The sequence below is a fragment of the Gardnerella sp. DNF00983 genome, assembly GCF_049244265.1.
GTDB classification, from domain to species: domain Bacteria; phylum Actinomycetota; class Actinomycetes; order Actinomycetales; family Bifidobacteriaceae; genus Bifidobacterium; species Bifidobacterium vaginale_J.
On sequence record NZ_CP058392.1, the window covers coordinates 1,307,219 to 1,321,287 of the forward strand.

Genomic DNA, 14,069 nt, shown 5'->3' on the forward strand with positions numbered 1-14,069 from the left:
AAACATATTATATTCGTAAAATTTTCAGTTTATAGAAATATTTATTACAACAGGTTCAGGAATAAGCGTTATACCAAACTTATTTTTTACACCGCTGATAATAGTTTTTGCCAAATTTGCAATGTCGTCACAAGAAGCATTGTTACGATTAGTGAGTGCCAAAGTATGCAATGAAGAAAGCCCTGCAGGAGAAGGTTTCCCATTTTCTATAAGCCTAAAACCTTTATGGAATCCAGCATGATCAATAAGCCAAGCTGCAGAAGTTTTTATGCCATGCGATCCATCTTGCATAACAGCGTCAAATTTAGGAGCATCTTCTGGCAAAGCATCGGCTTGACTAGTGCTAAGTATTGGATTCATAAAGAAACTACCGCAACTATGACGATCACTGTAAGTATTATCGCCCTCTAAAAATTCACCAGTAACATAGTCTTCACTTTGCAATCGCAAAGCAAATTCAACACCTTCAGCACACTTTGTGCCACGCATCCACATCTTATCGTAACGAGAAGCATCCTCAAGCATACCTTTAGAAGCACGAACGCGCAAAACTTCACGACGTATTGCTGCTGTTTGCATGCGCTCGCCCAATTCTACGTGCAAAGCCTTAGCTAGTTGCGAATGAGAAACAACGCCTGTTGAATTATGTTTCAAACAAAAAGTAACAGACAGCACAACGTAACGAGGAGTAGGAAAATACGAGTCCGCAGGAACTCCCGCTGAAGAGTACATGCTTTTTTTAAGCAATGAAGTGCGATACCCAAAATTTAAAACATCCTTTTGCAACTCCATAGTTGATTTTGTTTCGCGATCCCAAACTTCTACAGAAGTGACACTTTGAGATACTTCTTGACCATAAGCACCAATATTTTGTACAACCGAAGCTCCAACAGTGCCAGGTATGCCAGAAAGACCTTCTACGCCCTCTAAACCAAGAGAAATCGTATGAGAAACAAAATCATCCCAATTACAACCAGCTTCAGCGTTAATATGCACTAAATGAGCACCGCTTTGTAAATCAATGCCATCTTCTGAAGGTGCTGCTTCATCAAGCACATGAATATCGCGTCTAGCATCTCGCACAACAACGCCGTTGAAGTTCTCATCGCTAACAAGCATATTAGAGCCGCCGCCGATAACACATAAAGGCAAACCAGCTTCATCAGCATCTTCTACCGCTTCAATAACAGCAACGCGACTTTTTGGCTCTATAAAACGTGCAATTTTGCCACCTACGCCAACAGTTGTTATATCTGCAAACGATGGATTATTTACTAAAGATGCTTGCATACTCATGGTTTAAATACTAACAGTAATAAATAACAAAAACCCCGCATTGAGCGGGGTAATAAGAATAAAATCTGCGCAACTGAAACAAGCTCAACAAGCCAAAATCGTGAGCGCAGTAAGCTGAAAATTCAGCGAGTCTCGCGATGAAGCGTATGCTTGCCGCAGCGTGGGCAGAACTTGTTCAACTCAAGACGATCAGGCGTATTGCGACGATTCTTCGTCGTGATGTAATTACGCTCTTTGCACTCCGTGCATGCCATCGTAATGCCCGGACGGATGTCGGCGCTCTTGCTTGCCATTTCGTTCACCTCTACAATTCATTATTGGCCAGCCAGTCTCCTACTGGCCGTTGTAGCGAGGAAGAGACTCGAACTCTTGACCTTACGATTATGAGTCGTACGCTCTAGCCAGCTGAGCTACCCCGCCAGAGAGCCTCGAGTGAGAATCGGACTCACGACCTCTTCCTTACCAAGGAAGTGCTCTACCACTGAGCTATCGAGGCGTGGCGGGTAGTGGATTCGAACCACTGAAGCACGAAGCGGCTGATTTACAGTCAGCTCCCTTTGACCACTTGGGAAACCCGCCAGCAGTCTCCGTAAGAAGTGAACTTCAAACGGCAACTTTGTTATTTTGCCACGAAATCGCGACTAATGCAAGATTAAGACACGCCGAAAGCAAAACTTTTATGCAAAAAAGCTAGTTATTTAGCGAAAAACCCTCTTTTTTTAAATTTTCGCAAACTGTCAAAACCCTGTCATTAGCCTCGCGCTCGCCGATACTAATGCGAATACCTTCACCAGCAAAAGCGCGAACAGACAATCCTGCAGCAATAAAATGTTCTGTTGCTCGCTCGGTATCTGCACCAAATGGCATCCAGAAGAAGTTTGCGTACGCATCCTCAATATTCCAGCCTTGCTCGCGTAAAGCTTCAACAATGCGCTCGCGCTCAGCAACAAGAGATGCAACACGAGTATCCATCTCCTTGCTTGCGTCTTCTTCCAAAGAAGCCAAAGCTGCTACTTGCGCTATTTGAGACACTCCAAATGGCACAGCAACCTTGCGCATACCGTCTACAACTTCAGCCGGAGCAATACCATAACCAATGCGCAAACCTGCCAATCCATAGGCCTTGGAGAACGTTTGAGCAACAACTACATTTGGATACTCATGGTACAGTTTTACGCCATTTGCAGTGCCTTTTGCTGTATTAAATTGCACATAAGCTTCGTCAATAAGCACAAGAACGTCGCTTGGCACAGCATCTAACACCTTACGAGCTTCTTCTTCGCTAAGAGCAGCTGAAGTTGGGTTATTAGGATTATTCAAAATAACCAAACGCGTGCGATCGTTAATAGCTGCAATCATAGCGTCAATATCGTGGGAACCATCGGCACGGTTAGGAATCTTAACGCTTGTAGCACCAGCTCCCGTTACAATAATCGGGTAAGCTTCAAAGCTTCTCCAAGGATATATGACCTCATCTCCCGGGCCTGCAACTAAGTCAACAAGCTGCGTAATAACTTCCGTAGAGCCGCAACCAAGCACTACTTCGTCTGCAGTCACACCAAAACGCTTAGCAAGTTCTTCAACAACTTCTGTGCCACGCATATTAGGATAACGGTTTATTACATTAAGCGCGCGATTTGAAATCGCTTCTTTTACGCTTTGCAAAGGCTCATAAGGATTTTCGTTACTCGAGATTTTATATGCACGAATGCCGTCCAATTTAGGAGCTGGCTTACCCTGCTTATAGCTAGGAATCGTATCTACAATATTGCGATGTTTGTATGTCATACTTCTCCATCATACTCCACACATGCCTTAACTGCGCAATAGCGAAAAACGACCAAAACTACGCACGCATGTAAAGAAACTGCCGTTCCCAAGCCAAAAAACGACCGAAACTTTACACCCACGTAAAGTTTCTGCCGCTTTATCGCCTTAACCCGACCAAAACTTTACAACGCTGTAAAATAAATGTCGTTTCCAAGCCAAAAAACGACCAAAACTTTACACCCACGTAAAGTTTCTGCCGCTTATCCAAATATTCCACAGCGCATTCTTACGTACCGCAATAAAAAACGCTGGGAACAACGTTTCCGTCATTTCCAGCGTAAGTTTTATTGCTTCAACCGGCTAAATACTAGCCAAGAATAGCAAGCACATCGCGAGAAGACACGATTAAGTAATCCTCACCTTCGTAATGCACTTCAGTTCCGCCGTACTTGGAATAAAGAACCTTGTCTCCAACCTTAACGTCCATAGGAATGCGCTCGCCCTTATCGTCGCGACGACCAGGACCTACTGCAAGAACTTCACCCTGCTGTGGCTTTTCCTTGGCATTATCTGGAATATACAAGCCGGAAGCAGTTTGAGTCTCCGCTTGAGCTTGCTTAACAATAATCTTATCCTCCAACGGTGTGAGCTTAATCGACACTGTTGCCACCCCTTTCATAAGAGATATTAATTTCGTACGCAAGAAACAATCCGACGAGGCTGACGATCACGTCCGCAACCGCACTTACGCTCTGTGCCTCATAATACCGCGAATTTAGCACTCTAACAACTCGAGTGCTAATCTTTTAAGAAAATTTTTAGAAAACTCTTTAGTTTAATTGAAAGTTTAATGTGCGTGTATTGGTTTTATTCGGTGAAATATTCTTCATATTAATCCATTCTCGCTTGGCGTGGCGCGAGTTTCGGGGGATTTCTCTCCTCGCAAGTCCCGTCCTTCGTCGCTTTGGCTGTTAGAGGCTTTGCTGTCTGCTTTGTTCTTAAAAGAATGTTGCTTCCTCAGTCCTCTTTTATTGCTCGTAGAGAAATCCCCCAAACTCTGCGTGTTTAATCGTTAATAACCGTGTCTATCGCAGAGATTTTTCGATTTTTCTTCTTCGCTTGGCGAATCAGCAGCCTGCGGCTCTGACGTTCGCCGCGCTCAGTGCGAAAAATCTCAAATCTCTACCACACTGGTATTTGCACAACTCAAGCAACACAATTAAACAAAAGTTCCGAACCAGAGACGGATGGCAGCTTTATCAATGTGTGCAGCAGCAAAAATGCACGGATATTAAATCACTTATTACTGCTAAACACGCACATTAAACCTTCAAAAGCACAACCTTCAGAGAAGTACCCACAAGATTTAAGCATTGCGACGAGCAAGAACATCGTGCAAATTTGCCACACCAAGTGAGTCTTCAGAACTTTCTGGAGCATCCACTTCGCTTACTTTTTCTTTTTCGTGGAACTGAGAAGAGTTTGAAGCAGCAAAATTAGTAGCGACAGTAGCGGCAGCAGCGACAGTAGCGTTAGTAGCTTCAGCAGCGTCAGCAACTGGCACGGCTTTAACTACTTGCTTAGTTGACTTAATTTCCAAACTTTCTGGAGCACGAGATGCCAAATTAGCGTTACGTGAATCAGACTTAGTTTGTGAGCCAAGCGAGAATGAAATTAAATCTTGATTAGAATTATAGTTTTGCTTCGAAGTCACAGAAGCATTAGAAGAATCAAATGCGTCTTTATTTTCCGCTTCAACGATATTAGATTCTTTAGATTCTTTAGATTCAGATTCTTCTTTATACAAACGCTCACGCAACGCTGCATTGCGCTCTTGCTCTGCACGATGTAAAGCAACACGAATTTCGCTCTGCTCCATAACCGAAGTTTCAGTATTGTCACGAGACGCGCCATTTCGAACAGGCACTACAGTTTGAGATACAGAATACTCATCACTGTCGTTTCGAGAAATCGCATCACAACTGCTGATTTCTCCATTAAAATCAGAATCAGATGCAGAAGAATAATCTTCCAACTGGCGTATAACGGCACTGTTGCGGCGTTCACACAACTCATCCTCAGCTTTGCGTCTCGAAGCAGCGCGCATTTTTGCAACGCGAGCCTCCCACGCACGAGCATGCTTAGAAGCACGAGCTCCAAAATAAAGCACTACTGCCAACATAGCTCCAGGAATAAGAGCAAAAACTGGAGAAAATATGCCAGAGCATCCTGCTAAGAATACTACAAAAGTCAAGGCAGCAAGCGCAGCCACCAACACACAACGACGGCGTATCGCAGCACGCCTAGCAGCGCGAATACGCGCAATATATTCAGGAGTTAATGTTCGTTTTTGTTGTGTCGGTTGCATACAAGCCCCTTTTGCCAACATACCAGTACCGTCGCAAATGCGCGCAGTACTCCACTCACCTACAAGATGAAGTGTTGGTGAAAACCTATCCTCGCGATGTTCAAGCATAGACTTCATGCCGTTAACCGTGCGTTTAGGCAACCACCCGAACCATAAGGCTACGAGGATGACTAATACGAGTACCGCACTCACCGATTCATAACCCATAACTATTAATATAAGGAAGTCATAGGATGTGTAGCAACATAAACATTTCGGCGTGTCGCCAAAATGTGGGATTATTGCGCGCGCCATCACACAATATGCTGTACCGCAATCATTCACTAAGCAAATTTAACACCTATAATAACTGTCATAGTATGTACTAGGATATGTGAAGGAACAGTAAGTTTCTACTTACGTGCTCGTGTAACTTCGGAGGGACTTTTGCCTACTTATCATTATCGTTGCAAGCAATGCGGATACGATTTTTCAGAACATCAATCATTTTCGGATGACCCTATTACCATTTGCCCTCAGTGCGGAAAAGATGCAGTGCACAAAGTGTACTCCGCTCCTCCAATCAACTTCAAAGGCAAAGGTTTTTATCGAACCGATAAATGATTTTGTAAAATCATAAATATTAATTATTGTTTAAATATTGCGCGCTAATAGGTTTTATCCACAGCGCGCAATTTTTCTTGCTCTTGCATTTTTTATATTTCAAAATGCAAGTATGAGCATAAATTTTTCTTTATTTAAATCTCAAAATAACGCAAAAAATAGTGCGTTATTGCAGCGAAGGCAACGCGCTTTCGTGCGGAAAATCATTATTGTGCTATGTGCTGGAATGATGGCTTTACTTGTTGTGTCAACTATTATTGACTCACAAGAAACTCAAGTCATAGCAGTAGCTAAACACAATATTCAGCAAGGTTCACGCGTTAGCGTAAAGGATATTACATACGTTCGAGTGCCTAAGCATAAAGTCTTTAATCAAGCGCTATCCAATAATATAAGCGCGAATGCTTCTATTATTGCAACATGTGAAATACGTAAAGGAATGCCAATTTTGCAAACGCTATTGAGTAAAATTCCGCGCATTCCAAAAGGATTCACTTCTATTACAATTCATCTAGCTAGCGCAGATCACACACTGCTTCCTGGCGAAAAAATTGATTTAGCTTTTAGCAAGCCTGTGCAAGATGAAGAAATTTCTAGCTCTCAAAATGCAGAAAGCCATAACAGCGAAAAATCTAAAAGCAGCACTACAGAAAATAACGATGAAAACAAAAACCACGATATTGAAGAAAACAATATTGCAGAAATTGACGAACGCTATGTTAGCGTAGTTCATAACGTTATGGTGATGCAAATAAGTCAAAGCACTCAAGCTTCACAAAATCAGCAAAACACTACTACTCTTGCTATGCCTGCTGCAGATGCGTTGCGGTTATTACAAGCTCAGTCTGCAAATCCTTCATTGGCGATTGTTGCCATGAAATTGTCACAATAAAAAATTATTGTGCTACTTCTATCGTATTTCAAGCTCAACTAATACGCTCGGAAAATACAGCCCAGTGAGGCGGCAATTCGCTTAAAATGCGATTATCGTCGTCTTGATTGCGCTGTTGCAAAGTAAGCTCGTCGGAAGGCTCGAGTTTAACGCCATCTGCATCAAAAAGCTCTGAGCCTTCACGAACAACCCTAACCGACCTGCGTGGAGATCTTCTATTGGGATCGTATTTACTCATTCGTTGTCACCATACAATTCTCCGAGACGAGAAACAACACGATCAACCTCTTTTTCAGGATTGACAAAAGCTCCAACGCTCCACACTGTCATTACTGACCAGCCCAAGGATTCCAAATCCTGAATAATCATGCGATGACGTTCACGAGTTGATTGCACACTCATAAATTGCGCATCATCCGTAAGCACAGCAATAGCAAACGGCTTATCCGCAAGTCCAACTACTAGAGGAATTCTAACGCCATTATCAAAGCCATAATTGACTGCAACTTTTAATCCACGCGAGCGAATACGCTCAGCTAAATCAGTAAATAGCACATTCCTTTGTGCAGATTCTGCAGCAATTTGCGCTTCAACATCGTTAGAATCTTCTGGACGAAGTGGCTTATCACTTAACTTCTCAGCCCATTGCAAAAGATTCTTCAAAAGCTTTGGACCATCTTGGTGCAAACGCTCATCTTCCATATCTTTAGACGTAAACGCACTAACAATATCTAGATGACGGCGAGCTAGAGCCAAAGCGTCAAGAAGCATACTGCTTCCACCTTCTTCTTCAAGCAATCCAAACTGCTGAAGAAGTCTGCCGTGAGATGTTTTTGCATAGCAAAGCGACATAATTACATCTGTTGCTATTGCTCCAGAAGCTTCATTAACGCCCAAAAGTCTCACATGTCGCAAGAATCTAGCCATGTTTTCGTCTTTAATAGACAAAGACTTCAGCTCCGCTCCCAAACGACTACGGAAAACGTTTGTCAACGTAACTACAACAAGCACATAGCTTGAAGGAACAACCGTAAACGTATTTGCACGCTGACGAATAAGCTCAACTACTTCATCAATTTCACGCTGACTGCTTTCAATAAGCCCAGAAGACATTACTGGAACTCCAGTTGCTTCAATTTGATGCAAGCGAACTTTACCTTGCAAACGCTCAACAGGAACGTCGTGACGCAACTTTCCGTAACCATGTTCTTCCAAGAATCGCGCTAAACGAAGCGAGCGCCTTGTTGCTCTAGAAACTACTGTTACAGATGGTAGTAATGAAATAAGCGAACGCAAGCTTTCAGAACTTACTGTTTGCTTATGCGCTAAAACTACTACTTGACGAGCACGAGACAAAATAGATAGCAACTCAATATTTGATATATGAGATGCCGAATCAATTATTACAGTATCTGCAATAGGTCTCAACGGAGTCATCATAGTAAGAGTAGATGGCATAGCTACAAGTATTGGTTTCGCAGCCAACACAAGTTCCGCATAATTGCGCAATAATTTATTAAAAGTAATTCCAGAACGGTTTCCGGCAAGCATAGTATGCAATTGATTAGCTTCTTGCGTATGCGAGAACAATAAATCACACAAATGCTTCATAGCTTCTTGCTGAACCATTGGACCGATTGAACGCACATGTTCTGTATCAACTTGCACGAATCGATCAGAAGCATCTTGCATTGCTGAGCCATCTTGGTGAGAAATAATTGCAGAAGAATTAACAATATCTTCAAAAACAGTAGTCCACCAAGCTAACTGCAACTCACCGTCAATTGCATTACCTGTAACGTTGCGACGACGCAAATCGTTGACTAAATCAGATAAGCCAGCTTTGCTGAACTCGCGTTCCAAATTACAACGACCAGGGAGAGTATCTAGAGATGCTCTGTCGTCATGCAAATCTTGCAAACGAGCTTCGAGCTGCGCAAATTCAATATTTTCAAGATCTGCACCCTTAAGAGTTGTTGCTAACACTGCATCAAGAGCAACTAAATGCCTTGCTAATAATTCTTGAGTATTTACAATATCGTCCAATTTTGGCGGCAAAACAGGCCATCCGCCGTGAGGCACGAAAGTACGCCACTGAGCTGCTTGCTGCGCAACAATCTTTAATGCCTCATGCAAATCATCGACTTTAGCTCCAACTCTTAGCAAGCTGCGCGCTTCACGAACATGATGCCTACGTTCCCAGAAGCCCATAACTGTGCCTTCGGCTTTACGCTGAGCTTTCGGCTTACTTGCTTCAATCATTGCATCTAAATCGCGCTCAAAAATTTCAGGCTGGAATACGTCAAGAACACGTCGTAAATTCTTGAGAACTGTAACTTGACGACTCCACTCACGAGCTGTTGTTGGCACAGGGAAACCACAGCTTTGCACAGTGCTTTTAACTTGTTCTCGAGTTGCTGGAAGAAGTTTAAGAAGCACGTCTACAACACGCTGATATACAGATATAGCTTCATTTTCGTCGAATATTGACGCACCAAACCAAGGAGTATCTTCAGGATTTATCTTGAATTCTCCAAGCTCATCGGCTTGGTGGAATTTCTTCGACCACTCTTCAATATGACCGGTCATAGCGTGTGCTGCTGCAACATCTAAACGCACATGCGTAGACGGATGCGTTGGGAACATTGCAATTGCTGCAAGATTCTGGATTGTTTGGTATGCAGACACTCCCCAAGTTTCGTTAATACCGTGAAGATCGCCTAAATAACGAGTAAGGCGAGAACGCACTCCGACCAACTCATCTGCAACCTGCTCAAATCGCGAAGTCGCAATACTATGTCTAGCACCAACTGCTGCAATCAACTGCGCATCGACATGCTTAGCAATATGACCATCCGCAACATCTAATGCTAATGAGGAAATTTCATGCGTATTCAACGTGTAACGGAAACGCCTCTGCTGCTCAACAACATTAGGCACATATAGCACAGAACGTCCTGCAATCACAGAACGGGAAGCGATCGCAGCAGCAATTGCAGCTGAATCCGATCCCGAATCAATATCCACGAACAAAGAGTTTCCAGATGCAACAAGCTCTGCCGCATAACGCACAACGTTATCTACTTCACCAACTTCGCATTCGCTATGAGGATCTGCGTCGAAAGGACTATATTCTGGCTTATTTGCAGACTGGAGCTTATGAATAGCTCGTTCGTCGCCAGCCATAGCGTCAATCATTGCATTTCCAACATTGCCGGATTGCAAAGCGTTAATAATTTGTTCACTTTCTGCTACAAAACGTGAACCAGCATCTGTAAAGCAGCCAAGTATAATATCGCGCTCAATATCAAAATCTGGGAAAGCTGAGCGAGCTTGCTTACAAATAGCATCAAACACTACAGAAGTTTCTGGAGTTCCACTTTCATATTGAGATCCGTCGAATAAAACGTCTTCCCTAAGTTGAACACCACGCTCACTTAAACGTGAAACAAGCGAATTGTTCAGCCCAACACTTCCAGAGAAGTAAATAGTGGCGGAGGTTTCATCTTGATTAGTGTCACGAACCACTTTCACAGGATACGTAAGAACAGGCACATGGTTGCCATTCCACGATGCAACGCCGACTATTAAAGAAAGTTCAGAAACGCCACTTTCGTGCGCTTTTGCGTCTCTATCTTCAAAAACTCGATCTAGCCTTCGCCCAGCAGCTCGCAACATTCCAGCGTCTCGGAATAAAGATTTTAATGTTACTTTTCCGCTTGCAAAAAGTTGCGCAATTCCGGAAGGATGAGCATGCGTCAACTCTAATTGTGCAGCAAGTTGCGTTATATCTTCTAGTGGAGAAGGAGATAGCTGAGCCTGATATTGCTGCTTCCACTCAACTATATGTTGTAAAGCGTTAGTACGAGCGCTGTTGGTGTTATTAGAGCCGGATTCCTCCAAAGAATCAGCTTCTGACGCAGTATTTTCGACTACTGCATCAGTAAAAACTTGCTGTGACGAATCCTGCTCCATGTTGTTTGTATCACTCATATTCCCACCCTGCTTGCTTACTGTTCAATAGCTTTGCGATATGCACTATAACCGCTGTTTCTAGCTAGTGCAGCATCTACTTCAGAATTACCTTGAGCTGCGAGCCACGCGTATAAGTCATCGTACAAACCAGTGTTTGCAGCCAAGAACGGAAGCAACTGCGAATATTGCGCCATTTCAAATTGCTTTGAAAAATCGCTACTTTCTTCAGCTTCTTTTGACGTGAATCCGCCGGCTTCCACTATATTTTCTTGAGAGTCAAATTCGCCTTTTGATACTTTTTCAAATACAGAGCCTGGCTCAAATGCAGGTGTATATGCCGCATCAGAATTGTTAATATCGAGATTGTTAGAATCAAAATTGTTAGAATCGAGATTCGTAGAGCCAAGATTCGTAGTACCAAGATTCGTAGAGCTGAAACTATTAATATCGAGATTATTAGAACCTGTATTTGCAATATTAAAAGCTGAAGAATCGGCAATATTTTCACCAAAAGTTTCAGTTGAATTCAATGGAGATGCTGAAAATTCTTGAGAACTTTCGTTTTGCAATACATTTGGTTCTGTGTTAACTGGCGTAACTGGAGAAACCGTATTGACTTGAGAATCTTGAGCAACTGAATCAGATTGATTAACCGCAGCAACCGTGTCAACCGCAGAAACCGTAGAAACCTGATCAACCGCAGAATCTTGTTGCGAAGGCTCTTCTTTAGTTGCACTTTCTTGCTGAATTGCTTGTGCGTCTTCAAATAAATTACGCGGCTCTACAGGAGTCTCCTGCTGCTCTCGCATAACAGGCAAAGTTACATCATGATTGATTGGAGCAACTTCTGTTTGCGAATCATCATTGAGCTGAGTTTGGTTTTGCATTCCTTGTTTCCAAGACAATCCAGGATGCGAAACTGATTGAGCACGGAAAACACCTGTTGGCTCGCCAGCGCGCAAATCAAGAATTTGATCTACCGATAAATCTGAAGCTGCAGGCTCATCATGCGAATCATCTGTAGCATAAGAGAACAGATTGCGCACTGCGTTATCTTTTTCAACTTCAGAAGATTCTTCTTCTACACGCACAAAATCAACAGGAACATCGCCGAATTGCATGCGCATTAAGCTATCTGGAAGCTGAAAATCGACATTAGGCTCTAACCGCAGCAAATCACCATTTGCGCTGACTAGATATGTGCCATTAGTTGAATTTAAATCTCGTATTGTTGCCACGCCATGCATGTCTACAATTAGCAGCGCATGCCTCTTTGACATAGAACGTTTGTTATCTACTATGTCGACGCGCGTGAAACCATCTTCACGCAACGGGCGTATAGGCTTTCGACCAATCTCTACAGACTGACCTGCACCCACACGTGCCTGCTCGACACCACCAACTGTAATCATCCAGCGCTGCACGGTTTGTCGCTCACTCACGTGATCTGCTCCCTTCAAAAAACACACTACTTACTATTGTGTCATGCTTTGTGTATATTGCGCTAGTATTTGTTGATTTTAAGCATAAAAAATAACAAAAGGCTCGGAAGAAATACTCCCGAGCCTCGAAAGTGCGATATTACCACCCGTCCCTAGCGGAAAGTAACAGCGCAAAGCACTCAGCATTAATCAGTTAACGAAGCATGAATCAATAGTAAAAAAGGAAATTTTGGCAAACTACATCAACAAGCAAACGCAAACCAATTAATTGCTGTATAAGACTAAAAATCTACACAGCGCGCCAAGCACAAAATTTTTATAAAAGCACTTAGCCTAGCGCACCTTTTAGCACACTAGACTAAGTGATTCACAGTAAAAACGACTCAACGATCAACCAGCAAGCCAAAGCTCAAAATGATTCATCGCTGAACCAGCTTTTAGCTTAGTGACGGATCTTGCGAAGAGCAGCACCCATGCCAGCAAGCACAGAAGCAGCAACAGCAGCCATAGCTACAGCAGCACCACTCTGAGGAAGCTTGTTGGCAGCAGCGGCAGATGCACCGTTTGCGTCAGCGGCATTGTTCTTCTTGTTCTGCTGAGCAGAAGCCTTGGAATCCTTACCCTTCTGAGCAGCAGCCTGAACAGCAGGACCGAACTTACCACTCACAGCAGCAGCATAAAGCTCCTTAGCACCTGGAACAGGGTTGAAGCTCAAATCCAAAGGATCAGCAGTCGTAACTGGTGGCAACAAAGATGGGTTCACGCCAGCAGCAACAGCAGCATTATACGCATCCTTGTAAGCCTGCAAAGCGGCCTCATAATCAGCTTTAGCAGCAAGAGCAGCTGCCTTAGTGTCATTGTACTTAGTCTCAGCTTCACCATAAGCAGTATTTGCGCGCTCCCAATGAGCAGCAGCACGATCCACGGCATCAGCTAAACGCTGCCTCTTAGCAGAATCATTCACACCAGAAGCATCGAATGCATCCAAAGCAGCCTGAGCAGCCTGCCAAGCAGCATAACGAGCATTCAACTCAGCCTGAGCCTTACGGTAAGCATCCTTAGCGGCATAGAAAGCCTTCTTAGCCTTAGCGAAAGCATTATCAGCATTCTGCAAATTCTTAGCGGCATCGCGGACATCATCAATAACACCCTGCTGAACCTCATCCTTAGTTGGGCCAGTGAAGTCCTTAAGATTATCCTGTGCCTTTTCCAACTTAGCCTTAGCAGCAGCCAAGTCAGAATTTGCATTCTGCAAAGCAGTATAAGCTTCATTCTTAGCAGTAAGAGCAGTAGTCTCAGCCGCAGCAGCCTTATCATCAGCATCCTTAGCAAGAGTTACAGCAGCTTCAGCAACATTCTTTTGTTCTTGAGTAGCATTTTGTGGCAAGTCAGCCTTAGCCTTATTAGCAGTCTTAAGAGCTTCACTAGTTTCCTTGTGCTTAGCTACTGCCTTGTCGTAATCCTCAGCAGCCTTATTATACAAAGCCTGCTTACCAGTTTCTTTATTGTTAACAGCATCGAGAGCTTTATTATAATCAGCTTTAGCATCGTCAACGAAAGCAGTGCACTGTGCAGCTGTCTTGCCCTTGCAAGGATTGGTATCACTCACAGCCATTGCTGGAACAGCAAAAGCGAAACCGGAGAGGAGGGTGGCGCCAGCAGCGAATGCGGCGATAGCCTTCTTATTCAACATAATATTTTCCTTTCTTCTTCTCCTTCGTGC

11 protein-coding genes and 3 tRNA genes are annotated in these 14,069 nt (G+C 43.5%); 2 read left to right on the forward strand and 12 right to left on the reverse strand.

The features are described 5' to 3' along the window. Window positions 1-24: 24 nt before the first annotated feature. The 8 genes from HXT34_RS05080 to HXT34_RS05115 all read right to left on the reverse strand — a co-directional run bounded on the left by HXT34_RS05080 (window position 25) and on the right by HXT34_RS05115 (window position 5,434). A complete protein-coding gene (locus HXT34_RS05080; RefSeq protein WP_421784681.1) occupies window positions 25-1,296 on the reverse strand; it encodes an FAD-binding protein in 1,272 nt (423 codons plus the stop codon). Between the two features lie 122 nt (window positions 1,297-1,418). After that, on the reverse strand, window positions 1,419-1,589 hold the full coding sequence (gene rpmG / locus HXT34_RS05085; protein WP_004105548.1) for a 50S ribosomal protein L33: 171 nt from the start codon (window positions 1,587-1,589) through the stop codon (window positions 1,419-1,421). Between the two features lie 53 nt (window positions 1,590-1,642). After that, window positions 1,643-1,716, reverse strand: a tRNA-Met gene (locus tag HXT34_RS05090). 4 nt (window positions 1,717-1,720) lie between these two features. Beyond that, window positions 1,721-1,792 (reverse strand) — tRNA-Thr (locus HXT34_RS05095). Between the two features lies 1 nt (window position 1,793). Beyond that, window positions 1,794-1,875 (reverse strand) — tRNA-Tyr (locus HXT34_RS05100). A 111-nt stretch (window positions 1,876-1,986) separates the two neighbouring features. After that, window positions 1,987-3,084: a histidinol-phosphate transaminase gene (hisC, locus tag HXT34_RS05105; protein WP_415683277.1), complete on the reverse strand. Its 1,098-nt coding sequence runs from the start codon at window positions 3,082-3,084 to the stop codon at window positions 1,987-1,989. Window positions 3,085-3,433: 349 nt separating this feature from the next. Next, the gene (groES, locus tag HXT34_RS05110; protein ID WP_004114319.1) at window positions 3,434-3,727 is read right to left on the reverse strand and encodes a co-chaperone GroES; all 294 of its coding nucleotides are present in this window, start codon (window positions 3,725-3,727) and stop codon (window positions 3,434-3,436) included. Between the two features lie 705 nt (window positions 3,728-4,432). Continuing rightward, a complete protein-coding gene (locus tag HXT34_RS05115) occupies window positions 4,433-5,434 on the reverse strand; it encodes a hypothetical protein (RefSeq protein ID WP_421784683.1) in 1,002 nt (333 codons plus the stop codon). A gap of 426 nt (window positions 5,435-5,860) precedes the next feature. Between HXT34_RS05115 and HXT34_RS05120 the strand changes: the two genes are divergently transcribed. Continuing rightward, the gene (locus HXT34_RS05120) at window positions 5,861-6,037 is read left to right on the forward strand and encodes an FmdB family zinc ribbon protein (RefSeq protein ID WP_004574103.1); all 177 of its coding nucleotides are present in this window, start codon (window positions 5,861-5,863) and stop codon (window positions 6,035-6,037) included. Window positions 6,038-6,149: 112 nt separating this feature from the next. Beyond that, window positions 6,150-6,929, forward strand: coding sequence for an SAF domain-containing protein (locus HXT34_RS05125; RefSeq protein ID WP_421784685.1), 780 nt, complete (start codon window positions 6,150-6,152; stop codon window positions 6,927-6,929). A gap of 34 nt (window positions 6,930-6,963) precedes the next feature. On the opposite strand, the gene HXT34_RS05130 is transcribed toward HXT34_RS05125, so the two are convergent. The 4 genes from HXT34_RS05130 to HXT34_RS05145 form a co-directional block, all read right to left on the reverse strand. Next, a complete protein-coding gene (locus HXT34_RS05130; RefSeq protein ID WP_004109746.1) occupies window positions 6,964-7,167 on the reverse strand; it encodes a hypothetical protein in 204 nt (67 codons plus the stop codon). Beyond that, on the reverse strand, window positions 7,164-10,922 hold the full coding sequence (locus HXT34_RS05135; RefSeq protein ID WP_421784687.1) for a helicase: 3,759 nt from the start codon (window positions 10,920-10,922) through the stop codon (window positions 7,164-7,166). The genes HXT34_RS05130 and HXT34_RS05135 overlap by 4 nt, the downstream gene beginning before the upstream one ends. Before the next feature lie 17 nt (window positions 10,923-10,939). Beyond that, window positions 10,940-12,346 (reverse strand): FHA domain-containing protein, encoded by a 1,407-nt coding sequence (locus HXT34_RS05140; RefSeq protein ID WP_421784689.1) that lies wholly within the window; start codon window positions 12,344-12,346, stop codon window positions 10,940-10,942. Window positions 12,347-12,788: 442 nt separating this feature from the next. After that, entirely contained in the window at window positions 12,789-14,039 is a 1,251-nt protein-coding gene (locus HXT34_RS05145) for a hypothetical protein (RefSeq protein ID WP_421784691.1), read from the reverse strand. Between the last annotated feature and the right edge of the window lie 30 nt (window positions 14,040-14,069).

Coding starts and splice junctions, on each gene's coding strand:
- HXT34_RS05130 (WP_004109746.1), bottom strand. CDS start 7,167: ATGAGTAAATACGATCCCAATAGAAGATCTCCACGCAGGTCGGTTAGG.
- HXT34_RS05135 (WP_421784687.1), bottom strand. CDS start 10,922: ATGAGTGATACAAACAACATGGAGCAGGATTCGTCACAGCAAGTTTTT.
- hisC (WP_415683277.1), bottom strand. CDS start 3,084: ATGACATACAAACATCGCAATATTGTAGATACGATTCCTAGCTATAAG.
- HXT34_RS05145 (WP_421784691.1), bottom strand. CDS start 14,039: ATGTTGAATAAGAAGGCTATCGCCGCATTCGCTGCTGGCGCCACCCTC.
- HXT34_RS05125 (WP_421784685.1), top strand. CDS start 6,150: ATGAGCATAAATTTTTCTTTATTTAAATCTCAAAATAACGCAAAAAAT.
- rpmG (WP_004105548.1), bottom strand. CDS start 1,589: ATGGCAAGCAAGAGCGCCGACATCCGTCCGGGCATTACGATGGCATGC.
- HXT34_RS05115 (WP_421784683.1), bottom strand. CDS start 5,434: ATGCAACCGACACAACAAAAACGAACATTAACTCCTGAATATATTGCG.
- HXT34_RS05080 (WP_421784681.1), bottom strand. CDS start 1,296: ATGAGTATGCAAGCATCTTTAGTAAATAATCCATCGTTTGCAGATATA.